This window comes from Microbacterium sp. RU33B, assembly GCF_900155915.1.
Lineage (GTDB): Bacteria > Actinomycetota > Actinomycetes > Actinomycetales > Microbacteriaceae > Microbacterium.
Window position 1 is genome coordinate 567,454 of sequence record NZ_FTPO01000002.1, and the last position, 20,620, is coordinate 588,073.

The window sequence follows — 20,620 nt, forward strand, 5'->3', positions numbered from 1 at the left end:
ATGACCGACAAGGACTTCGAGAACGAGGTCCCCGGTGAGGAGGGGTCGGAGACGGATGTCTCCGGCCCCGACTCGCAGGAGGACCGGCGCCAGGCCCAGGAGCCGCTGACGGTGGACGACATCCTGAACGCCGACCAGACCGACGACGCCCTGACCGCCGACGACGCGGTGGACCTTCCGCCCGAGGCCGCGGGGTACCTCGCCGACCTCAAGCGGCTGACCGCCGAGTACGCGAACTACCGCCGTCGCACCGAGGATCAGCGCCAGGTCGACATCGAGCGCGCGAAGGGCGAGGCCGTCAAGGCTCTGCTCCCCGTGCTCGACGACCTCGACCGTGCGGACAAGCACGGCGACCTCGTGGAGGGCACGCCCTTCACGGCGATCGCCGAGAAGGTGCGCGGCGTCTCCGAGCGCCTCGGCGTGATCGCCTACGGCGCGGCGGGGGAGGCGTTCGACCCGCAGCAGCACGAGGCGATCTTCCAGGTGCCGACGCCCGGCGTCGAGACCGCGACGGTGCTCGAGGTCGTCGAGACGGGCTACCGGCTCGGCTCCATCGAACTGCGCCCTGCGAAGGTCGTCGTCGCCGTCCCGGCGGAGTAGGCGGCGGCGATGGCGAGTCAGGATTGGTTCGACAAGGACTTCTACAAGGTGCTCGGCGTCTCCAAGGACGTCTCCGAAGCCGACCTCAAGAAGACGTACCGCAAGCTCGCCCGCACCTATCACCCTGACTCCAATCAGGGCGATGCCGCAGCCGAGGCGAAGTTCAAGGAGGTCAGCGAGGCGTACGCGGTGCTGTCCGACAAGGCGCAGCGCGAGGAGTACGACCAGATCCGCGCGATGGGCTCCGGTGCCCGCTTCACGGCGGGCGGCCAGAGCGCCGGCGGGTTCGAAGACGTCTTCAGCCAGTTCAACCGCGGCGGGAACGTGCGGTACCAGTCGTCAGGCGGGGGGGCGGACTACGACGACATCTTCTCGATGTTCGAGCAGGCGCAGGGCGGACGCTTCGGCTCGGGCCGGTTCGGTCAGCCGAGCGGCGGCTTCCGCGGCTACGGCGGCCCGACCAAGGGCGCCGACGTCACGGCGCGCACGACCATCGACTTCGTGACGGCGACGAAGGGCGAGACGATCACGCTCCAGGGCGAAGACGGCAAGCCCTTCAAGGTGAAGATCCCCGCGGGGGTGTCGGACGGGCAGAAGATCCGCCTCCGCGGTCGCGGTCGGGCCTCCGCCGACGGCGGCGAGGCCGGCGACATCGTGGTCTCGATCACGGTGCGCCCGCATCCCGTCTTCACGCGGGAGGGTCTCAACCTGCGCGTCACGGTGCCCGTGACGTTCACCGAGGCCGCGCTCGGAGCGACCATCGAGGTGCCGACGCTCGGCGGCGAGCCCGTGAAGCTGCGCGTCGCGCCCGGTACGCCGTCGGGTCGCGTGCTCCGGGTGAAGGGCCGCGGCGTCGAGACGCCGAAGGGCACGGGCGACCTCCTCGCGGAGGTGCAGATCGCTGTGCCCGCGCACCTCGACGACAGGGCCCGCGAGGTCTTGGAGCAGTTCCAGGAGCTCGAGCCGAAGGAGAACCCGCGCGCCGACCTCATGGCCAAGGCGCGCGGCTGAGATCCCGCGAGGAGTGAGGACGGATGCCTGAACGCGAAGTGGACGCGGACGCCCCGCTGTTCGCGATCGCCGTGGCGGCCGAGCTGTCGGGGATGCATCCGCAGACGCTCCGCCAGTACGACCGGCTCGGGCTGGTCGTGCCGGGGCGCACGCCCGGGGGCTCGCGCCGCTATTCGGTGCGCCACATCGAGCAGCTGCGCGAGGTCGGACGGATGTCGGCCGAGGGGATCGGCCTTCCGGCCATCGCGCGCATCCTCGAGCTCGAGAGCCGCGTGCGCGACCTCCACTCGCGCGTGCAGGACCTCGAGGATCGCGTGCGGCACGAGCTCGAGCGCCGCCCCGGCGCGCGCGTGTTCGCCGCGGGGACGTCGGGAGCGGTCGTGTCGCTGCGCCGCGGGACGCGGGTGCGCCGAGCGGCCGAGATCGCGCTGTGGCGGCCGCGGCCGCAGCTGGAGGCGGCCCCCGAGCCCGACGCCGCGGACGACGACGAGTACGACGAGACCCGGTAGCGTCGACGTCACGCGCGACTCCGCGCCGCGAACGAGGAGGTGCGCGTGAAGATCACGGGAGCAGTGCTCGAGGTGTCCGGAGCCGACGCGCCGTTCGCGACCTCCCGGCCGTTCCGCGTCGGCGAGATCGAGCTCGACCCGCCCGCCGCGGGCGAGCTGCTCGTGCGCATCGAGGCGGCGGGGGTGTGCCACTCCGACCTCAGCGTCGTCGACGGCAACCGCCGGCGTCCGACGCCCATGCTCCTCGGGCACGAGGCCGCGGGGATCGTCGAGGAGCTGGGCGACGGCGTCACGGACCTCGCCGTCGGCGACCGGGTCGTCATGACCTTCCTGCCGCGCTGCGGCACCTGCGACGGATGCCTGACCGACGGCCGGCTGCCGTGCGAGGTCGGGACGGCCGCGAACAACGCCGGCACGCTCGTGGGCGGCGGCATCCGGCTTTCGCGCCCGTCGACGAGCTCCGCCGCCGGTGAGGGGCCCGGCACCGAGGCGGTGCACCACCATCTCGGAGTCAGCGCCTTCGCCACCCACGCGGTCGTCAGCCGCACGTCGGTCGTGCCGGTTCCTCCCGACGTGCCGGCCGAGATCGCCGCTCTGCTGGGCTGCGCCGTGCTCACCGGCGGCGGTGCGGTCATCAACGCCGGTCGCCCCGTCCCCGGTTCGCGGCTGATCGTCGTCGGCCTCGGCGGCGTCGGCATGGCGGCGCTGCTCGTGGCGGTCGCGCTGGGCCTCGAGGTGATCGGGGTGGACGCCGTCCCCGCCAAGCTCGCCCTCGCGCGAGAGCTCGGTGCCGTCGACGCGCTCGGGCCGGCCGACGCCGCGGAGCGCGGCATCCGTGCCCCCGTCGTGATCGAGGCGGCGGGGTCGGCCCGCGCGCTCGAGACCGCGCTCGCTCTCACGGCCCCCGGCGGCACGACCGTCACGGTCGGGCTCCCCGCCCCGGACGCGCGGGCGTCGGTGTCGCCGCTGCAGCTCACCGCCGAAGCGCGCACGGTCATCGGGAGCTACCTCGGCTCGGCCGTGCCCCGTCGCGACATCCCGACGTACGTCGACCTCTGGCGCGAGGGTCGGCTGCCGCTCGAGCGCCTCGTCTCGTCGCGCATCGCTCTCACCGACCTCGACTCCGCGATGGATCGCCTGGCCGCGGGCGGGGAGCTGCGTCAGCTCATCTCGTTCTGACAGGGGTGGATGCCGCCCGCCCGCCCGGGCAGACTGGCCGCATGGCCACCCTCGACGACGTGCGGGCGATCGCGCTGGCGCTCCCCGAGACCTTCGAGAAGGTCGACGGGCATCGTGGCGGCGCCGCATGGCGCACGAAGAAGGGCGCGTTCGTGTGGGAGCGCGAGCCGGGGAAGACCGACCTGGCCCAGCTCGAAGCGGCGGGTCGGGCGTGGCCCGAGGGTCCGGTCATCGGCATCCGCACCGAGGGTCTCGAAGGCACGGAGGAGCTGCTGGCGGCGTTCCCCGACCGGTTCTTCACGATCCCGCACTTCGCCGGGTACCCGGCCGTGCTCGCGAGGCTCGACGTCATCGACGCCGACCATCTCCGTGAGGTGATCACCGACGCCTGGCTCGTGCGCGCATCCGCCGCCGCGAAGGCCCTGCTCGCCGATCAGGGCTGAGCGGACGCCGGATTCGCGGCCGTGAACGCCTCGTAGTCGCTGCGCGACAGCTCGGCGTAGGCCAGCGCCCACTCGAGCAGGGCTTCGCCCACGAGGCGTCCGTTGCCGATGTAGCCGGCCACCTGGGGCGCCGTCGACGACTGGGCGTGCGCGCGGGCGAGCGTTACGGCGCACGCGGTCGCGTAGGTCGCGAACGGACGGTCATCGAGCGTCTCGATGTCGACGCCGCCCTTCATGTCGTGGAACTGCCGCACGTACATGTCGGCGTCCGGCACGCGCAGGTATCCGAGGAAGGGATCGCTGAAGGCCTGCAGCACGCGCTGCATCGCCACGACCCGCCCGCCCTGTCCGTGGGCGGTGATGTGCGCCGTCAGCGCGGGAGGCTGCGGGATGCCGCCGTACTTCGCGAGGACGCTCTCATCGGCTTCCTTGGCCTGCAGGAGCAGCGCGTTGTCCTCGCCGTCCTGGAAGACGATGAGGTAGCACCGCGTGCCCACGCTCCCGACACCGACGACACGACGCGCCACGTCGGCCGTCACGTAGTTCGACATCAGCACGCGGACGTCGGGGCGCGTCGAGTCGAGGTAGTCGAAGACGTGCCCCTCGAGGTCACGGGCGATCTCGGGCGCCGCGCGCGTCATCGTGGGAGGGCGCTCGACGAGCGTGAGGCGACCGCCCTCGTCGCGGTGGGTCAGCTTCCGGGCGGCGCGCTCACCCGTGCGCTTCTCCGCGTCGGCGATCGCCTGGCGCATCGCGGCGCGCGACGCGGGGTCGGTGCTGTTGATCGCCTGATCGACGTCGTAGTGCGTGTAGAACCGTTCGAGCGGGCTCATGCGGGCGCTCGTCGCGATGGCGCGCGCGTAGGCGCGCACTGCCGCGAGCGCAGCATCCTGCGTCACCGTCTCGTCGCGCGACGTGTCCTGGCCCGCGATGACGATGCTCGTGACGAGGCGCTTGACGTCCCACTCCCACGGCGCCCAGGCCGCTTCGTCGAAGTCGTTGAGGTCGAACACGAGCGTGCGCTGCGGCGAGGCGTAGAAGCCGAAGTTCGCCACGTGCGCGTCGCCGCACGAGGCCACGAGGATCCCGCTGTGCGGATCGGCGGCCAGGTCTGCCGCCTGCACCGCGGCCGATCCGCGGTAGAACGCGAACGGGCTCTGCGACATCCGCGCGACGCGCAGCGGAACGAGGTCCTGCAGGCGCGTGCCGTTCTGCTCGTCGAGGATGCCGAGGGGGTCGCGCGTCGTCGTGGTGAGCACCGAGAGGCTGCTGCGGGGCACACGGCGCCGCGCGGCGCGGCCGGACTGCATGCGGACGTCGACCGACGGCGGGTGGACCCACGAGTCGGCGATCGGGACGACGGGCTGCGCGGTCATGCGCTCATCATGGCATCCGGGCGCCTCCGCGGCCCCGCGCGACCTCCTCTGCGGGCAGGGTGCGTCGGCGGTAGAGTCCGCCCATGACGAAATTCCGCCCCGGGGAGACAGAGGCGACGCACAGGTGGAGCGAGGCGATGTACTGGCCGCTCACGATCGCGGCGCTGGTCTTCCTCGTCACGTACACGGTGCACGTGATCGGTCAGGTGAACGGTGTCTCGCGCACGGTGACGACCGTGACGATCGGCATCACCTGGCTCGTGTTCGTGGTCGATTACGTCGTCCGGCTCCTGCTCTCCCGCCCGCGTGCGGTCTGGTTCCGCTCGCACCTGACGTCACTGGCGATGGTGTTCATCCCGGCGTTGCGGCCCGTGCGCCTCCTCGACGCGTTCACCCGGATCACGACGTTCCGTCGCTCGGCGGGATCGTCCCTGCGCGCACAGCTGCTCATCTACGGCGTCGGCACCGCCCTCCTGCTGATCTGGTACGTCTCCCTCGTCGTCCTCGAGGCCGAGCGCGGCGCACCCGGGGCGACGATCGACAGCTTCGGCGATGCGGTGTGGTGGGCCTTCTGCACCGTGACGACCGTCGGCTACGGCGACTACGCCCCCGTCACGGTCACGGGCCGCGTCTTCGCCGTGCTCCTCATGGCCGGCGGAGTCGTGCTCGTGGGCCTCATCGTCGCGACGATCTCGTCGTGGGTGCTCGAGCGGGTGACCGGACCGCGCCCGGCTGGCGAAGAGGCTCTGCGCACGCCGTTCCGGCTGCCGGGGCACCTCGACGAAGCGGACGCCGGACGCCAGGCCGCACCCCGCGAGTGACGTCGACAGAGGCTCGGCGGATGCCGGGCCGCGCTAGCCTGGCCGCGTGAAGCGAAAGCACGCCGCCGTCCCGCCGCCCGCGCCGCAACCCGCACTCGGCCCGACGCTGCGCGTGCTGCTGGGCCTTGCGGCCGCCGTCGTCGTGCTCGCGGGGATGCACGCGGGCCGCGAGCTCGTCGGGCCCCTCGTGCTGGGGGCCGTGATCGTCATCATCTGCCACCCGCTGCGCCACCCGCTCGAGCGGCGCGGATGGCCGCGATGGGCGGCGACGACCGCCGTGATCGTGCTGGGCTACCTCATCCTCGCGTTCCTGGCCCTGCTGCTCTTCTTCGCCGGAGTGCAGTTCGTCCGCCTCATCGGCGACTTCTCCGACGAGCTCCGCGACGCCGCCGCCGGGGTGGTGTCGTGGCTGCAGTCGATCGGACTCGACGCGCAGGCGGCGGGCTCGGCGGCATCCGGTCTCGAACCCGCCAATGTGCTCTCGCTCGTGACCTCGATCGGAGGCACCGCCCTCGGCGCGCTCACGGCATTCTTCTTCGTGCTCGCCTACGTGATCTTCATGGCCGCCGACGGCTCCCGCTACGCGCGCGCCGAGGCGTCGTTCGGGCGCACGGCGCGGCCGACGCTCGCTCGGGTGCGTTCGTTCAACACGGGTGTGCGCCGCTACTACGTGGTCAACGCGGCCTTCGGGGCGGTCGTCGCGGTGATCGACGGCCTCGCCCTCTGGGCGCTGGGCGTGCCGGCCCCGATCGTGTGGGCGATCCTGGCCTTCGTCACCAACTTCGTGCCCAACATCGGCTTCGTGCTGGGTCTCGTGCCGCCGGCGATCCTCGCGCTCGTCGTGGGCGGCTGGCCGCTCCTGCTCGCGGTCGTCGCGATCTACAGCGTCGTCAACGTCACCCTGCAGGTGCTCATCCAGCCGAAGTTCGTCAGCGACGCCGTGAACCTCAGCCTCACGCTGAGCTTCTTCTCGGTGATCTTCTGGACGTTCATCATCGGCCCGCTCGGCGCGATCCTCTCGATCCCGCTGACGCTGCTCGTGCGCGCAGTCGTGCTCGAGGGCGACCCGAAGAGCAGATGGCTGCGTTGGCTCTCCGGCGACCCGGCCGCCGCGGGCGCGCTCGATCCGGGCCCGCGACCGTAGTCGCGACTCCCGGACCGGATGCTCAGCCGAGCAGGCGCGCCTTCGCTGCGGCGAACTCCGCGTCGTCGAGCACGCCGGCGTCCTTGAGCGCGGCGAGCTTCTGAATCTCGGCCACGAGATCGAATCCGGCCGCGGGAGCCGCCGGGGTGGCGGGAGCCGCCGGGGCCGCGTACTGCGCCGCGGCCGCCTGCGCCGCAGCGTCGATCTGCGCCTGCTGCTGGGCCGCCTGATACTGCTGCTGCTCCCACTGCGCCTGCGACTTCGCCTGCTGATTGCGGGCCATTCCGCCCGAGACCGCCTGTGCGGTTCCGGCCACGACGGCGGTGCGGGCGGCGAGACCGATCAGGCCGGGGCGGCCTCCACGACGGATCATGACTGTTCTCCTTCGTCCTCTGCTGCATCGAGGATCGCGTTGACGATGGGTGCGGGGATGCGCTCCGAGCTCAGCACGACGGCACCGGATGCCGCGACCCGCTCGGCGAGCTTGCGGGCGTACAGCAGCTCGAGGGTGACCAGGGCTGCCGAGGTGCCCGGTTCGATCAGCTCGGCGAGGTCTGCGACGTCCTCGTCGCCCGCGAGACCGAGTTCGGCGAGCTCGACGCTGCCCAGACCGAACTCCTCGGTCTCGATCTCGGTCACGGTGATGTCGCCGTCCGCGGACTTCGAGATGAGCACGAAGTCGAGGAGGCGGACGAGGCCGCTCTCGAGCTGCTCGACGAGGGCGGCGATGACGGCGGGGTCGGGCCGATCGCCCTCGAAGCCGACGAGATACAACTCGACGGGACCGTATCGGAACTCCACCATGCGCGCTTCCCTTCGCCGGCCTCGCGCGGGGGCGCGGGGTCCGCCTCCGACGCTAGCGCTCGCAGGCATCCTGCGACAGTGATCCGAGCTGTGAAGAAGGGATGCGTCCGACCAGGCGCGGTCAGGACGACGGCTCGATGCGCAGGACGTTGCCAGACTCTCCGAGGGAGAGGTCGTCGACGATCCGGAGAGTCCGGGCGAGGGCGTCGACGTCGCCGAGGACCGTGCCGAAGCGCTCCCGGTCGGAGCACACGGCCGTGACCGTGACGATGTGCGTGCCCGTGTCCCACGTGTAGGTCGCGAACGGCGGCTGCCCGGGCGTCGGCGGCAGCGGCATCGCGAGCTTCTCCCCGACGCCCAGGAAGGGCGTGGGGAACGACTCGGTGTCGTCGTACTCCATCGGCATCATCGCGCGCGCCGTGCGCAGCTGCGGGGTGGCCTCCTGCACCTGGGCCATCACCGCGAGCAGATCGGGATCGGACTTCCACACCCACGCGAGCACGCGTCCGGCGGCCTTGCGCATGAGGAACGGCGTCGCCTGGCTCAGGGTCCACGCGAGGAACCCGCTGCCGGGGCGCTGGTCGGCTCCGAGCGACGAGTTCGCCTGCGTCAGCAGCATCCGGATCGCGGCCTTCCGATGACGGCGGCCACGGAAGCCGAGCGATTCGGTGACCGCGACCCATCGGGCGGGATCGGCGTCTGCGTGCAGTCGGGGCATGCCTCCAGGGTACGAGAGGCCCCTCCGGTAAGGTGGAACCGGCGCCCACGGCACCCCGTGACGTCGCACAGAGAGGCAGCCACCCCACCCGTGACTCCCCCCGAAACGCCCGAAGTGCGCGAACCCCTGACGGTGCTCATCGGCGCCGACACGTTCCTGCCGCACGTCAACGGCGCCGCGCGGTTCGCCGAACGCCTCGCCGCCGGGCTCGCCGCCCGCGGCCACCACGTGCACGTCTCCGCACCCAGCGCCGGTCACCGCCACCACGGCACGTTCGAGGAGACCATCGAGGGCGAGCAGCTGACGATGCACCGGCTGCCCTCATGGCGCTGGCCCCCGCACGACTGGCTCACCTTCGTGCTGCCGTGGATGTCGAAGCACTACGCGCGCAAGGCGCTCGACTCGATCAAGCCCGACGTCGTGCACATCCAGTCGCACATCGTGATCGGGCGGGGTCTGGCCCGCGAGGCGCGCAAGCGCGGCATCCCGATCATCGCGACGAACCACATCATGGCCGAGAACATCCTCGACTTCACGACGCTGCCGCCCATGCTCGACAAGGTGCTCGTCAAGCTCGCCTGGGACGACGCCCGGCGCACGCTCGAGATGGCGCGTGCCGTCACGACGCCCACACGCAAGGCGGCGGACTTCCTCGAGGACACGATCGACCTCGAGGGCGTCATCCCGATCAGCTGCGGCATCGACGCCTCCAACTACACGGCGGATCTCACCCCGCGCGACGCGAACCGCATCGTCTTCGTCGGGCGCCTCACGACCGAGAAGCAGATCGATGTCGTTCTGCGTGCCATCGCGAAGCTCGATCCCGCGCTGGATGTGACGTTCGACATCGTCGGCATGGGCGACCAGCGCCGCAACCTCGAGCAGCTGACGCACCAGCTCGGCCTCGACGACCGCGTCACCTTCCGCGGCCGCACCACCGACGAAGAGCTCCGCGGCTACCTCACGCGGGCCAGCGTCTTCGCGATCGCCTCGATCGCCGAGCTCCAGTCGATCGCGACGCTCGAGGCGATGGCGTCCGGGCTTCCGATCGTCGCGGCGAACGCCGTCGCGCTGCCCCATCTCGTGCACGACGGCGAGAACGGGTACCTCTTCGAACCCGGCAACGTCGACGATCTCGTCGACAAGCTCACCAGGGTGCTCACCGCGACTCCCGAGGAACGCCTCCGCATGCAGCAGGCCTCGCTGGAGGGTGTCAAGATCCACGACATGAACCGCACCCTCGACACGTTCGAGGCGCTGTACCGCGACGAGCCGCTGCCCGAGTAGCGCCGTGCACGTCGTGTTCTTCAGCGACCAGCACCTCGAGTCGTTCGGGGGTGCGCAGGTGTCGATGCGCCTGCAGCGCCGCTTCCTGGAGCGCGCCGGACACACCGTGACGGTCGTGGCGCCGCGCATGCACGGTCCGCGGGGCCGCGCGGTCGCGCCCGACCCCGGATACCTCGACATGCCCTCGGTGCCGATCACGCCCGACCGCGAGTACTCGCTCACGTGGCCCGGGAGGCGAACGGATGCCTGGGTGGACGCCGCGCTCGCCGGCCGGCCGCCGGTCGACGTCGTGCACGTGCAGGCCGACTTCTGGGGGGCCTTCATCGGGCACCGGTACGCCGCGCGGCACCGTGTGCCGGTCGTCCACACGATGCACAACCGCGTGGATGTCGGCATCCAGGCGACCGCTCCCTTCCCGCACCTCGTGCTGCGCGTGCTGAACGCGTGGGAACGGCGTGCGCTCCGGGGCCGGGAACGTCGTCTCGTCGGAGATCTCGAACGCGGGCACGACGGCTGGTCGTTCCTGCGCCGGCTGGCGGTGCGGTCGGATGCCGTCACCGCGCCGTCGTCGCACTTCGCCCGCCGGCTCGAGGAGCACGGGGTCGTGCCGCGCGGACGCGCCGGGGCAGGGGTGGACGTCGTCTGGAACGGGATCGACGACGACGTGCTCGACGCCGCGCTCGCCTCGGGTGCCGCGCTTCCGCGGGATCAGCGACCGGCGGACGCCCGGCTCCCGACGCTCGTCTGGATGGGCCGGATGAGTCCCGAGAAGCGCCTCCTGCCGTTCCTCGAGGCGGTGGCCGCTTCCGGCATCCGCGCGCGCGTCGAGGTGCTCGGCGGCGGGGGACAGCTGCGCGCCGCGCGCCGGCTCGTCGAGCGGCTGCAGCCCACGGCATCCGTCGTCTTCTCGGGGCGGATGCCGTACGCGGGCTCGCTCGCGCGGCTGCGCAGCGCCGACGCGCTCGTGCAGACCTCCATCGGATTCGAGACGCAGGGCATGACGCCCTTCGAGGCCGCGGCGTTGGGCACGCCGTCGATCATCAGCGATCCCGACATCGCCCGAGAGCTCGGCAGCGGGTTCTGGGCGGTGGGCGGGGGAGTGGATTGCGCGCCCGACGTCGCCGACGGATCGGTCGCCGCCCTCGCTCAGACGCTGCGGCAGGCCGTCGCCGACATCGAGGACGGCACGCCCGTCGCCCCCAACCCCGAGGTGCGGGAGCGGTTCCGCCAGTCCTCGCGCAGCGCGGCGATGGTGGAGATCTACGAGCGCGTCCGCGTCTGAGCCCGACGGGCGCGCCTCAGGGAAGCCGCGTCCAGTCGGTGGGCACGCGGCGGTAGCCGTCGGTGCGGAGGGCGACGATCGTCGAGACGATCGCCGTGGCGGAGAGCGCGGAGAGAACGATGATCAGGAACATGGCAGTAAAGCTACGCTTGCGCTGATTCCGCCACGAGTGGCAGGATGGACACCGTTCGATCGATTCCTGCCAGGGAGCACCCATGAAGACCGTCGCCGTCATCGTCCAGCACGGCTTCGCGCCGTTCGAGTTCGGTCTCGCCTGCGAAGCGTTCGGCCTCGACAGGTCCGACGACGGCATCGCACCCTTCGACTTCCGCATCGTGACGCCCGAGCCCGGCGCCATCGCGAGCAACATGGCCTTCTCGATCAACGTGGAGCACGACCTCGCCTTCGCCGAGGAGGCCGACCTCGTGGTCGTCACGCCGATCCCCCGCAGCTCGTGGGGCCGCGTCGACGAGCGCGTGTGCGACGTCGTGCGGCGTGCGGTCGAGCGCGGCGCCTGGGTGCTGAGCGTGTGCAGCGGCTCGTTCGTGCTCGCAGCATCCGGCGTGCTCGATGGCAGGCGCGCGACGACCCACTGGATGTACGCCGACGTCATGGCCGCGATGCACCCCGCGATCGACGTCGACCCCGACGTGCTCTACGTGCAGGACGGCCGCATCATCACCAGCGCCGGCACCGCCGCCGGGCTCGACGCGTGCCTCCACCTGCTGCGGCAGGAGCTCGGCGCCGAGGTCACCAACCGCATCGCACGGCGCATGGTGGTGCCCCCGCAGCGCGACGGCGGTCAGGCCCAGTTCATCGAGAAGCCGCTGCCGCTGGTGTCGTCGCTGTCGCTCGCGCCGGTCACCGACTGGATGCTGGAGAACCTGCGCCTCGAGCTCACGGTCGACCAGCTGGCCGCCAAGGCGCACATGTCTCCGCGCACGTTCGCCCGCCGCTTCAAGGCCGATCACGGCGCGACTCCGGCCGCGTGGCTCGCGCGCCAGCGCATCATCCAGGCGCAGCGTCTGCTCGAGCAGACCGATCTCGGCCTCGATCGCATCGCGTACGAGTGCGGCTTCGGCTCCGCGGCCGTGCTGCGGCAGAACTTCGCCCGCGTGCTCGGCACGACCCCGACCGCGTACCGCGCCCGCTTCGCCTGCCACGACGCCCGCACCGACGCCGTCGCCTGACCCGTCCGCGGCGACCCACTCCTGGCTGCTCCCCTCCAGAAACCCCGTGCCGCGTGAGAAGTCCCGCGATGCGAGGTTCCTCACGCTGCGCGGGGTTTCTCGGCCGAGGGCTTCTCGGGGCGGGACGCCGCGGGTGTGAACGCGAGGCGGTGGACGCGGCATCCGGACACTGGTAAACTTGATATAAGTCGACTCAAGTTTTGAGTCCTACAGTTTTCAGGAGACACATGAACGCCACACCGCAGCCGGGTCAGGAGGACGCGCAGAGCGCCCTCGAGCAATTCGGGATCAACCTCACCGACCTCGCACGCCAGGGAAAGCTCGACCCCGTGATCGGTCGCGACAGCGAGATCCGCCGGGTCAGTCAGGTGCTGACGCGCCGCACGAAGAACAACCCCGTCCTCATCGGCGAGCCCGGCGTCGGCAAGACCGCCGTCGTCGAGGGCCTTGCGCAGCGCATCGTCGCGGGCGACGTCGCCGAGTCGCTCAAGGGCAAAGAGCTCATCAGCCTCGACATGTCGGCACTCGTCGCCGGTGCCATGTACCGCGGCCAGTTCGAGGAGCGCCTCAAGAACGTCCTCAAGGAGATCACCGAGTCCGACGGCAGGGTCATCACCTTCATCGACGAGCTCCACGTGCTCATGGGTGCGGGTGGAGGCGAGGGATCGGTCGCGGCCTCCAACATGCTCAAGCCGATGCTCGCGCGGGGCGAGCTGCGCCTCATCGGCGCGACGACGCTCAACGAGTACCGCGAGTTCATCGAGAAGGATGCTGCGCTGGAGCGCCGCTTCCAGCAGGTCTACGTCGGCGAGCCGTCGGTGGAAGACACGATCGCGATCCTGCGCGGGCTCAAGGAGCGCTACGAGGCGCACCACAAGGTCGCGATCGCCGACACGGCGCTGGTCGCCGCGGCGTCGCTGTCGAACCGCTACATCCCGTCGCGCCAGCTGCCCGACAAGGCGATCGACCTGATCGACGAGGCCGCGTCGCGCCTGCGCATGGAGATCGACTCCGCCCCGCTCGTGATCGACGAGCTGCGCCGTCACGTCGACCGACTGAAGCTCGAGGAGATGGCGCTCAAGCGCGAGAAGGACGACGCGTCGCGCGAGCGGCTGGCGACGCTCCGCGAAACCCTGCACGAGGAGGAGGGACGCCTCGGCGAGCTGCAGCAGCGGTGGGAGCAGGAGCGGGCATCGCTCAACCTCGTCGGAGAGCTCAAGATCCAGCTCGACGCCGCGCGTGTCGAGGCCGAGCGCGCCCAGCGCGAGGGCAACCTCGAGAAGGCGTCGCGCCTGCTCTACGCGGAGATCCCGAACCTCGAGCGTCAGGTGTCGGAGGCCGAGAAGGCGGAGACCAGCGACGACCGGATGGTCGGCGACCAGGTCACCGAGGAGGACATCGCGAAGGTGATCGCGGCGTGGACCGGCATCCCCGTCGGGCGTCTGCTCCAGGGCGAGACCGAGAAGCTCATCCACCTCGAAGCCGAACTCGGCAAGCGCCTGATCGGACAGAAGGCTGCCGTGAAGGCGGTGGCGGATGCCGTTCGCCGCTCGCGGGCGGGCATCAGCGACCCCGATCGCCCGACCGGCTCGTTCCTGTTCCTCGGTCCCACCGGTGTGGGAAAGACCGAGCTCGCCAAGGCGCTCGCGGAGTTCCTCTTCGATGACGAGCACGCCATGGTGCGCATCGACATGTCGGAGTACGGCGAGAAGCACTCGGTCTCGCGGCTCGTGGGCGCCCCTCCGGGGTACGTCGGGTACGAGCAGGGCGGGCAGCTCACCGAGGCCGTGCGCCGGCGTCCGTACTCGGTCGTGCTGCTCGACGAGGTCGAGAAGGCGCACCCCGAGGTGTTCGACGTGCTGCTGCAGGTCATGGACGACGGACGTCTCACCGACGGACAGGGCCGCACGGTCGACTTCAAGAACGTCATCCTGATCCTCACCTCGAACCTGGGTTCGCCGATCCTCATCGATCCGACGCTGTCGACCGATGAGAAGCGGGAGCAGGTCATGGCGCTCGTGCGCCAGGCCTTCCGGCCCGAGTTCGTCAACCGACTCGACGACACCGTCGTGTTCCACGCGCTCACCGAAGACGACCTCGCGCAGATCGTGGAGCTGTCGGTCGACGCCCTCCAGCGTCGCCTGCGCGATCGCCGTCTCACGCTCGCCGTGACGCCGGACGCCCGCGCGTGGCTCGCCGAGCGGGGCTACGACCCGCTGTTCGGCGCGCGGCCCCTGCGCCGTCTCATCCAGTCCGAGATCCAGGACCGCCTCGCGATGGCACTCCTGTCGGGCGGCGTGCGCGACGGCGACGTCGTGCGGGTGGATGTCGAAGCCTCCGGTGCGTCGCTCGTGCTCACGAGCGACGGGCCGCAGGAGGAGATCGTCGAGGCGGAGCTCATCGACTGATCGACGGTCGGCGTGCGCCGGGGCGGGGCACGGGGCGTGCGCGACTAGCGTGAGCACATGGACTTTCCGCGCTCGGGCCGCTTCGTCTTCGTCGTGCAGTGGATCCTGGCGCTGCTGCTGCCGGTGTGGATCTTCCTCGGGCGCGAGCTCGTGGGCGCGCAGGTCGGCTGGATGGCGGTCATCGGCATCGTGTACGGCGCCTTCGTCATCCTGTTCCTGCTGATCCCCCCGCTCGTGTCGCTGTTCGACCGCGACGTGCGACGCCGCAGGTCGGAGCGCGTGGCGTATTCGATCGCGATGGGCGTCGCCTGGATCGCGCTGTTCCTGGCCGGGCTCGTCATCCCGGATTCCGGCGACAGCGGACGCCTCGACACGGCGCTGACCGTCTGGACCGGAGGGCTCATCGGCTACGAGGCGACCGAGACGATCTTCATCGTGCTCGTCATGATCGTGTTCTTCGCCCTCGTCGCCGGTCTGGCCCTCGCGATCATCGGCGCCGGACGCGCCGGCCGGGCGAGCGCAGGCTCGAAGTGACCGCCGCCGCGATCGGGAAGACGCTCCGCGCGCTGTGGGGATCGTCGCACCCCGGGCCGACGCTCGTCGTCACCGCCCTGGCGGGAGCGCTCGGGGTCGCCGTCGGCCTCGACGCCGGGCGGCTCGCCCTGCTCGTGCTCGCGGTGTTCGCCGGTCAGCTGTCGGTCGGCATCTCGAACGACGCCCTCGACGCGCCGCGCGACCGCGCGGTCGGCCGACGCGACAAGCCGCTGGCCCGAGGCGACGCGACCGTGCGCCAGGCGTGGGCGGCGGCGTCCCTCGCGCTCGCCGTGGCGATGGGGCTGTCGGCGCTTCTCGGCTGGCGGATGCTGGCGGCCCACGCGCTCATGCTCGGCGGCGCGTGGGCGTACAACGCGGGGCTCAAGGCGACGGCGGCCTCGCTCGTGCCGTTCCTCGTGAGCTTCGGCGTCTTCCCCTCCCTCGCCCCGCTCTCCGCCGCCGATCCGGCGTTCGCCGAGTGGTGGGCGTGGATCGGCGGCGCCGCCCTCGGGGCCGCGTTCCACCTCACCAACGTGCTGCCCGACCTCGACGACGATGCGCGCACGGGCGTGCGCGGCCTGCCGCACCGGATCGATGCCCGCGTGTCGGCGCTGCTGGCGTGCGTCGCCGTCGTCGGCGGCGCCGTGGCGGTGCTGCTCGGACCCGTCGACGGGAACGTCGCGGAGGTCCCCGCGGCGGCCTGGGTCTTCTTCGCCGCTGTCCTCGCGGTCGTGGTGGTGACGCTGGTCCTCGCGGTCGCACGGCCCACCGCGCGGGTGCTCCACCGTCTGATCATGCTCGCCGCGCTCGTGCTGGCCGTGCAGCTCGTGGCCTCGGGGGCGGCGCTCGCCGCCTGACGGCGGCCAGAGTCGTCACGCGTCGGCGTCGAACCCCATCGCGTAGGCGCGAGCGAAGACCCCGCCGACGGGGCCCGCCAGCATCGTCCGCACGGCGGCGCGCCGCACGGCATCGGCCCGCGGACCGATCGAGCGGCCGAGCCGCGTGTTGACCGCAGCCATCCGCGCGGCCGTGGTCGCGGAGCGCACGCGTCGCCGCTCCCAGCGGCCGAGATCGCTCTCCGGCGCGAGCCCCGTGTGCATCCACTCGGCCAGCAGCGGTGCGAGCGTCGCGGCGTCGAGGAGCCCGAGGTTCATGCCCTGCCCGCCGATCGGACTCACTTCGTGCGCGGCGTCGCCGATCACGAGGACCCGCCCGTTGCGCAGCCTCGGGGCGACGAACCGGCGCACCCCGAAGCCCGTGGCCTCCTGCACCCGGTCGGCCGCCGAGAACTCGCCCCGCGACACGAGCGCGCCGCGCAGCTGCTCGAGCAGCGACGACGGGTCTCGATCTGCGGTCTCGTCGGCCCACGCCACGAACCGACGGACTCCGTTCGGCAGCGGGAACGACTCCAGGACGCCTTCGCGGTCGAGGTGCACGACGGCCGTGGCGGCGTCGGGACGATCGCCCACGGCGATGTCGGCCATGACGTAGCGATCGCGGTAGTCGTCGGCGCGGGCCGATTCCGGCCGGAAGACGAGGCCTCGGCCCCCGGCACCGGATGCCACGACGACGACGCGAGCCTCGAGCTCGACGGGGCGGCCACCCACCCCCGCCCGCACGACCACCCGATCTCCGCGCTCGCGCACCGCGAGCACCGACGCTCCTCGCAACGGCGCCGGGGCATCGGCCGCGATCGCCGCGTCGGTCTCGGACTGGGGGAGCGTCGCCACGAAGGGGAAGCGCGTGGACAGCCGGTCGAAGCGCACGACCCCGAGCCGTTTCCCGTCGGAGCGGGCTTCGCCGCGGGGCACGCGCATCGCCGACGACAGGATCCGCTCCGTGCGTCCGGAGCGCTCCAGCGCCGCGAGGACGGGCGGATGCAGGCCGATGGCCCTGCTGCCCCAGCCGGGCTCCGGCCGCCGCTCGAGCACCTCGACGTCGACTCCGCTGCGGGCGAGATCGCCGGCCAGCAGCATCCCGACGGGCCCTGCCCCCACCACGACGACGTCACGCATCGGCGGTGCTCTCCGCCAGCAGTCGGAACGGTGCGGGGGCGTGCACGCTCCAGGCGCCCGCCGTGTCGGCGCGCAGGGCCGCGCGCAGCTCATCCGGAGTGAAGCTGCGCCGGATGGATCGGAGCCCGTCGGTGCGCAGGAACGTGCCCGGAGCCAGGGGGGTGATGCCGATGGCGTAGAGCGCGTAGGCCAGGCGGCCGCGCGCGATGTCGCCGTGCAGGACGACCCCCGACGACAGTGCGCGCGACTGCGCGGCGACGACGGGCAGCTCGGAACCCAGGTGGTGCAGCACGTGGTTCGAGATGACGGCGTCGAAGACGTCGCCCTTCGCCAGGAGCGCCCCGGAGTCGGCTGCGACGAACCGCACGTCCGCACTCTCGCGCGCGGTCGCGATGCGCAGCGCTCGCGGATCGGGATCGGCACCGACCCACCGCACGTCGAGTCCGTCGCGGCGGGCCAGGGCCGCCAGCCGCGCCACGAGGTCGCCGCCCCCGCATCCGAGGTCGAGCACCCGGGCGGGGCGGCCGAGGGCTGCCAACCGGGGCGCGAGACGCGTGCGGTAGACGCCGCCCCACCCCGACACGAGCCGGTTCACGGTGTCGAACCGGCGGAGGGTCGCCGCGAGGCGCTCGGGATCGCACGCCGGATCGTCCATCAGCTCGCGCACCTCGGTGTCGCGGACGGCGAGGCTCATCCGCTCCGTCTTCCGCGCTTGACGAGGAGCGCCGATTCGACGGTGAGTCCGGGGCCGAACGCGAGCGCGCCGACGCGGCTCCCGTCGCCCACGCCGTCGTCGAGCAGCAGCGCGCGCAGGATGAACAGGATCGTGGCGCTCGACATGTTGCCGTGGTCGCGCAGCACCGCACGCGAGGGGGCGATGGCCTCCGGCGAGAGGTCGAGTCCGGTCTCGACGCGGTCCAGCACGCTCCGCCCGCCGGGGTGCACGGCCCAGGCATCCGGGGGCGTGTCGCCGTGGAGGAAGTCGGCGACGACCGCGCGGATCTCTCGCCCGATGATCCGCGGCACTTCGGCCGACAGCGTCATGAGGAACCCCTCGTCGCCGATCGTCCACGCCATGTCCTTCTCGCCGGCCTCGGTGAGCGCGGTGGCGAATCGGTCGAGCTCCAGTCCGCTCCCGTCGGCGATGCCGGGATCGGCGGTCACGACGGCGGCAGCCGCGCCGTCGGCGAAGACCGATGCCGCGACGATCTGCTGCGGATCGGAAGACGCGCGGATGTGGAGCGAGCACAGTTCGGCGCAGGCCACGAGCACGACCGCTCCGGGCTGCGCGGCCGTGATCCGCGCCGCGAGACGGAGCGCCGGGACGGCGGCGGCGCAGCCGATGAAGCCGAGGTGGTAGCGCTCGACGAGGGACGAGAGCCCGAGATCGCGCACCAGGCGGTAGTCGGGCCCCGGGGCGAAGAAGCCCGTGCACGACACCGTCACGACGTGCGTCACCGCCTGGGCGTCGATCTCCGCCTGCGCGAGCGCCGAGCGTGCGGCCTCCGCGTAGAGCGACGGGGCCACGCGCTCGTACACGGCGTTGCGGGCGCCCGTCGAGGGCACGAGGAGGGCCCGGCCGTCGCCCACGAAGTCCACACCGCCCGCACCGGAGACACCCGCGGCATCGTCGGCGAGCTGGGTGAGCACGGTGTGCCGCTGCTCGATCTGCGCCGCATCGAACGCCGCGTGGATGAGGCGGCGCGTGAGCCGGTCGACTCCGGGCTGCGTGGCGAAGAAGTCGCGCACGACCGTCTGGCTGACGGGCGTGGCGGGCACGGCCGTGCCGATCGAGACGATGCGTGCGTTCATTCCTCCACCCGACCACGGCTCGCGGGAGGGAACGTCCCCCGTTGCGCGAGCCAGAGTCTCAGGGTAAGGCTCAGCGGGAGCGATCCGGCCCGTTCCACGCGGCATCCGGGAGCTCGCGCATCCGCCAGAACGGCCCTGTCGCCACGAAGAGGCACGCCAGAGCCTCACCGGCCGCAGCGATCCACAGCGTCGGGACCACCCCGATCCACGTGCCGAGTGCCCCCGCGAGCAGTGCGGCGATCGGCATGACGCCCCACACGACGAAGCGGATCGACGCGTTCATGCGGCCGAGGAGGCGCGGCGGCGTGATGCGCTGACGGAAGGTGACCTGGGTGATGTTGTACAGCAGGACCGTGAAGCTCGTCAGGAATCCGCCGGCGATCAGCAGCGGTACGGCGAGCTCGGGGAACACCGCGACGAGCGGCAGCGAGATCGGCGCGAACCCGAACGCGATCGCGCTCACCGGGATCGCGCGCGCTTCGCCGATGCGGGCGACGATCCGCGGCGTCGCGACGGCCCCCAGCACCCCGCCGACGGCCGACAGCGACAGCACGACGCCGAGCACCTCGGGACCGAGACCGAGCGTGCGCAGCACGAAGATCGGGTACAGCGTGCCGGCGAAGGTGCCGAAGAAGTTCGCGACGCCCGTCGTGCCGACGATGCGGCGCAGGAGCGGATTGCCGAACACCCAGCGCAGCCCTTCGCCGATCTCCGTGACGAGAGGTTCGTGGTCTCCGGCCGCCCGGCGCGGCTCGTGGTCGCGGGTGGACAGCAGTGCGAAGAACGACGCGACATAGGTGCCGACCGTGATCAGGATCGCGAACGGGGCGGCGAGGACGCCGACGAGCCAGCCGCCGATCGCAGGGCCCGCGAGGCCCGCGAGCTGCTGCGTGGATTCGAGCTTGCCGTTGGCCTCGGCGATCTGGCCCGGTCGCACGAGGGAGGGGATAATGCTCTGGTACGACACGTCGAAGAACACCGTGGCGACGCCCATGACGAGGGCGACGGCCACCATGTGCCAGATCTCCAGAACGTCCAGCAGCGCCAGCACGGGAAGCGTCGCGAGCGCGATCGCGCGCACGAGGTCGGCCGCGATCATGACCCTCCGCTTGCGCAGGCGATCGATCCACGCACCGGCCGGAAGGCCCACCACGAGGAACGCGAGCACGCCGGCCGCGTTCAGCACGCCGATCTCGAACTCCGTCGCGTTCAGCAGCAGCACTGCCAGCACCGGGAGGGCGAGCTCGGTGATCTGCGCCCCGAACTGGCTCAGCGCCTGGCCGCCCCACAGCGTCAGGAAGTTGCGGTCGCGCCAGAGAGACCCCTTCGGGGATCCGGGTGCGGGCTGCTGCCCCTGGTCGGCCTCGACGGCGTCGGCCGCATCGGGTGTCGACAGCGGCGTCGACGACTCCGCCCGCGCTTCCGCCAGCGCCGTGGGATCGACGCCGTCCGCGGCATCCGGCTCCAGCGATTGGGACATGTCGATC

General features: G+C 71.8%; 21 protein-coding genes. 13 read left to right on the forward strand and 8 right to left on the reverse strand.

Going from position 1 to position 20,620, the window contains the following annotated elements:
* Genes B0B14_RS12320 through B0B14_RS12340 form a run of 5 tightly spaced genes read left to right on the forward strand, consistent with a single transcriptional unit; the run spans position 1 to position 3,742 of the window.
* Positions 1-600 (forward strand): nucleotide exchange factor GrpE, encoded by a 600-nt coding sequence (locus B0B14_RS12320; RefSeq protein ID WP_076682204.1) that lies wholly within the window; start codon positions 1-3, stop codon positions 598-600.
* Between the two features lie 9 nt (positions 601-609).
* Positions 610-1,611, forward strand: coding sequence for a DnaJ C-terminal domain-containing protein (locus B0B14_RS12325; RefSeq protein ID WP_076682206.1), 1,002 nt, complete (start codon positions 610-612; stop codon positions 1,609-1,611).
* A gap of 23 nt (positions 1,612-1,634) precedes the next feature.
* Positions 1,635-2,120, forward strand: coding sequence for a heat shock protein transcriptional repressor HspR (locus B0B14_RS12330; protein WP_076682208.1), 486 nt, complete (start codon positions 1,635-1,637; stop codon positions 2,118-2,120).
* A 45-nt stretch (positions 2,121-2,165) separates the two neighbouring features.
* Positions 2,166-3,299, forward strand: coding sequence for an alcohol dehydrogenase catalytic domain-containing protein (locus B0B14_RS12335; RefSeq protein WP_179085316.1), 1,134 nt, complete (start codon positions 2,166-2,168; stop codon positions 3,297-3,299).
* A gap of 41 nt (positions 3,300-3,340) precedes the next feature.
* Positions 3,341-3,742, forward strand: coding sequence for an MmcQ/YjbR family DNA-binding protein (locus tag B0B14_RS12340; RefSeq protein ID WP_076682212.1), 402 nt, complete (start codon positions 3,341-3,343; stop codon positions 3,740-3,742).
* Here the strand turns inward: B0B14_RS12340 and B0B14_RS12345 are convergent.
* A complete protein-coding gene (locus tag B0B14_RS12345; protein WP_083710578.1) occupies positions 3,733-5,118 on the reverse strand; it encodes a DUF2252 domain-containing protein in 1,386 nt (461 codons plus the stop codon). The two genes, B0B14_RS12340 and B0B14_RS12345, sit on opposite strands and share 10 nt — an antisense overlap.
* Before the next feature lie 83 nt (positions 5,119-5,201).
* Between B0B14_RS12345 and B0B14_RS12350 the strand changes: the two genes are divergently transcribed.
* Together B0B14_RS12350 and B0B14_RS12355 are read left to right on the forward strand one after the other, a co-directional pair.
* Positions 5,202-5,939 (forward strand): potassium channel family protein, encoded by a 738-nt coding sequence (locus tag B0B14_RS12350; protein ID WP_076682214.1) that lies wholly within the window; start codon positions 5,202-5,204, stop codon positions 5,937-5,939.
* A 46-nt stretch (positions 5,940-5,985) separates the two neighbouring features.
* Positions 5,986-7,083 (forward strand): AI-2E family transporter, encoded by a 1,098-nt coding sequence (locus tag B0B14_RS12355; protein WP_076682216.1) that lies wholly within the window; start codon positions 5,986-5,988, stop codon positions 7,081-7,083.
* A 22-nt stretch (positions 7,084-7,105) separates the two neighbouring features.
* Here the strand turns inward: B0B14_RS12355 and B0B14_RS12360 are convergent, their stop codons facing one another.
* The 3 genes from B0B14_RS12360 to B0B14_RS12370 all read right to left on the reverse strand — a co-directional run bounded on the left by B0B14_RS12360 (position 7,106) and on the right by B0B14_RS12370 (position 8,605).
* Complete coding sequence (locus tag B0B14_RS12360) at positions 7,106-7,456, reverse strand: SHOCT domain-containing protein (protein WP_076682218.1); 351 nt, start codon at positions 7,454-7,456, stop codon at positions 7,106-7,108.
* Positions 7,453-7,887, reverse strand: a complete 435-nt coding sequence (locus B0B14_RS12365; protein WP_076682220.1) for a DUF6325 family protein — start codon at positions 7,885-7,887, stop codon at positions 7,453-7,455. The genes B0B14_RS12360 and B0B14_RS12365 overlap by 4 nt, the downstream gene beginning before the upstream one ends.
* Before the next feature lie 121 nt (positions 7,888-8,008).
* Positions 8,009-8,605, reverse strand: a complete 597-nt coding sequence (locus tag B0B14_RS12370) for a hypothetical protein (RefSeq protein WP_076682222.1) — start codon at positions 8,603-8,605, stop codon at positions 8,009-8,011.
* A gap of 90 nt (positions 8,606-8,695) precedes the next feature.
* Between B0B14_RS12370 and B0B14_RS12375 the strand changes: the two genes are divergently transcribed.
* From B0B14_RS12375 to B0B14_RS12400, 6 genes are all read left to right on the forward strand, one after another.
* Positions 8,696-9,892: a glycosyltransferase gene (locus tag B0B14_RS12375; protein ID WP_076682223.1), complete on the forward strand. Its 1,197-nt coding sequence runs from the start codon at positions 8,696-8,698 to the stop codon at positions 9,890-9,892.
* Positions 9,893-9,896: 4 nt separating this feature from the next.
* Positions 9,897-11,174: a glycosyltransferase gene (locus B0B14_RS12380; RefSeq protein ID WP_076682225.1), complete on the forward strand. Its 1,278-nt coding sequence runs from the start codon at positions 9,897-9,899 to the stop codon at positions 11,172-11,174.
* A gap of 215 nt (positions 11,175-11,389) precedes the next feature.
* Positions 11,390-12,364, forward strand: a complete 975-nt coding sequence (locus B0B14_RS12385; RefSeq protein WP_076682227.1) for a GlxA family transcriptional regulator — start codon at positions 11,390-11,392, stop codon at positions 12,362-12,364.
* Between the two features lie 227 nt (positions 12,365-12,591).
* Positions 12,592-14,772, forward strand: a complete 2,181-nt coding sequence (locus B0B14_RS12390) for an ATP-dependent Clp protease ATP-binding subunit (protein ID WP_076682229.1) — start codon at positions 12,592-12,594, stop codon at positions 14,770-14,772.
* A 57-nt stretch (positions 14,773-14,829) separates the two neighbouring features.
* Positions 14,830-15,306 (forward strand): hypothetical protein, encoded by a 477-nt coding sequence (locus tag B0B14_RS12395; protein WP_076682231.1) that lies wholly within the window; start codon positions 14,830-14,832, stop codon positions 15,304-15,306.
* Positions 15,303-16,163 carry a UbiA family prenyltransferase gene (locus B0B14_RS12400; RefSeq protein ID WP_256714379.1) on the forward strand — a complete coding sequence of 287 codons (861 nt, stop codon included), beginning with the start codon at positions 15,303-15,305 and terminating at the stop codon, positions 16,161-16,163. The genes B0B14_RS12395 and B0B14_RS12400 overlap by 4 nt, the downstream gene beginning before the upstream one ends.
* A gap of 15 nt (positions 16,164-16,178) precedes the next feature.
* Here the strand turns inward: B0B14_RS12400 and B0B14_RS12405 are convergent, their stop codons facing one another.
* The 4 genes from B0B14_RS12405 to B0B14_RS12420 all read right to left on the reverse strand — a co-directional run bounded on the left by B0B14_RS12405 (position 16,179) and on the right by B0B14_RS12420 (position 20,613).
* On the reverse strand, positions 16,179-17,321 hold the full coding sequence (locus tag B0B14_RS12405; RefSeq protein WP_076682233.1) for an FAD-dependent oxidoreductase: 1,143 nt from the start codon (positions 17,319-17,321) through the stop codon (positions 16,179-16,181).
* A complete protein-coding gene (locus tag B0B14_RS12410; protein WP_076682235.1) occupies positions 17,314-18,015 on the reverse strand; it encodes a methyltransferase domain-containing protein in 702 nt (233 codons plus the stop codon). Before B0B14_RS12410 ends, B0B14_RS12405 begins: the two co-directional genes overlap by 8 nt.
* On the reverse strand, positions 18,012-19,133 hold the full coding sequence (locus B0B14_RS12415; RefSeq protein WP_076682237.1) for a type III polyketide synthase: 1,122 nt from the start codon (positions 19,131-19,133) through the stop codon (positions 18,012-18,014). The genes B0B14_RS12410 and B0B14_RS12415 overlap by 4 nt, the downstream gene beginning before the upstream one ends.
* 70 nt (positions 19,134-19,203) lie before the next feature.
* On the reverse strand, positions 19,204-20,613 hold the full coding sequence (locus B0B14_RS12420; protein ID WP_076682239.1) for an MFS transporter: 1,410 nt from the start codon (positions 20,611-20,613) through the stop codon (positions 19,204-19,206).
* Positions 20,614-20,620 lie beyond the last annotated feature (7 nt).

Bases quoted from the DNA above. Each gene is read 5' to 3' on its own strand.
- B0B14_RS12360 (WP_076682218.1), bottom strand. From the start codon at position 7,456: ATGATCCGTCGTGGAGGCCGCCCCGGCCTGATCGGTCTCGCCGCCCGC.
- B0B14_RS12410 (WP_076682235.1), bottom strand. From the start codon at position 18,015: ATGAGCCTCGCCGTCCGCGACACCGAGGTGCGCGAGCTGATGGACGAT.
- B0B14_RS12370 (WP_076682222.1), bottom strand. From the start codon at position 8,605: ATGCCCCGACTGCACGCAGACGCCGATCCCGCCCGATGGGTCGCGGTC.
- B0B14_RS12420 (WP_076682239.1), bottom strand. From the start codon at position 20,613: ATGTCCCAATCGCTGGAGCCGGATGCCGCGGACGGCGTCGATCCCACG.
- B0B14_RS12320 (WP_076682204.1), top strand. From the start codon at position 1: ATGACCGACAAGGACTTCGAGAACGAGGTCCCCGGTGAGGAGGGGTCG.
- B0B14_RS12330 (WP_076682208.1), top strand. From the start codon at position 1,635: ATGCCTGAACGCGAAGTGGACGCGGACGCCCCGCTGTTCGCGATCGCC.
- B0B14_RS12325 (WP_076682206.1), top strand. From the start codon at position 610: ATGGCGAGTCAGGATTGGTTCGACAAGGACTTCTACAAGGTGCTCGGC.
- B0B14_RS12365 (WP_076682220.1), bottom strand. From the start codon at position 7,887: ATGGTGGAGTTCCGATACGGTCCCGTCGAGTTGTATCTCGTCGGCTTC.
- B0B14_RS12350 (WP_076682214.1), top strand. From the start codon at position 5,202: ATGACGAAATTCCGCCCCGGGGAGACAGAGGCGACGCACAGGTGGAGC.
- B0B14_RS12395 (WP_076682231.1), top strand. From the start codon at position 14,830: ATGGACTTTCCGCGCTCGGGCCGCTTCGTCTTCGTCGTGCAGTGGATC.
- B0B14_RS12340 (WP_076682212.1), top strand. From the start codon at position 3,341: ATGGCCACCCTCGACGACGTGCGGGCGATCGCGCTGGCGCTCCCCGAG.
- B0B14_RS12345 (WP_083710578.1), bottom strand. From the start codon at position 5,118: ATGACCGCGCAGCCCGTCGTCCCGATCGCCGACTCGTGGGTCCACCCG.
- B0B14_RS12385 (WP_076682227.1), top strand. From the start codon at position 11,390: ATGAAGACCGTCGCCGTCATCGTCCAGCACGGCTTCGCGCCGTTCGAG.
- B0B14_RS12390 (WP_076682229.1), top strand. From the start codon at position 12,592: ATGAACGCCACACCGCAGCCGGGTCAGGAGGACGCGCAGAGCGCCCTC.
- B0B14_RS12415 (WP_076682237.1), bottom strand. From the start codon at position 19,133: ATGAACGCACGCATCGTCTCGATCGGCACGGCCGTGCCCGCCACGCCC.
- B0B14_RS12405 (WP_076682233.1), bottom strand. From the start codon at position 17,321: ATGCGTGACGTCGTCGTGGTGGGGGCAGGGCCCGTCGGGATGCTGCTG.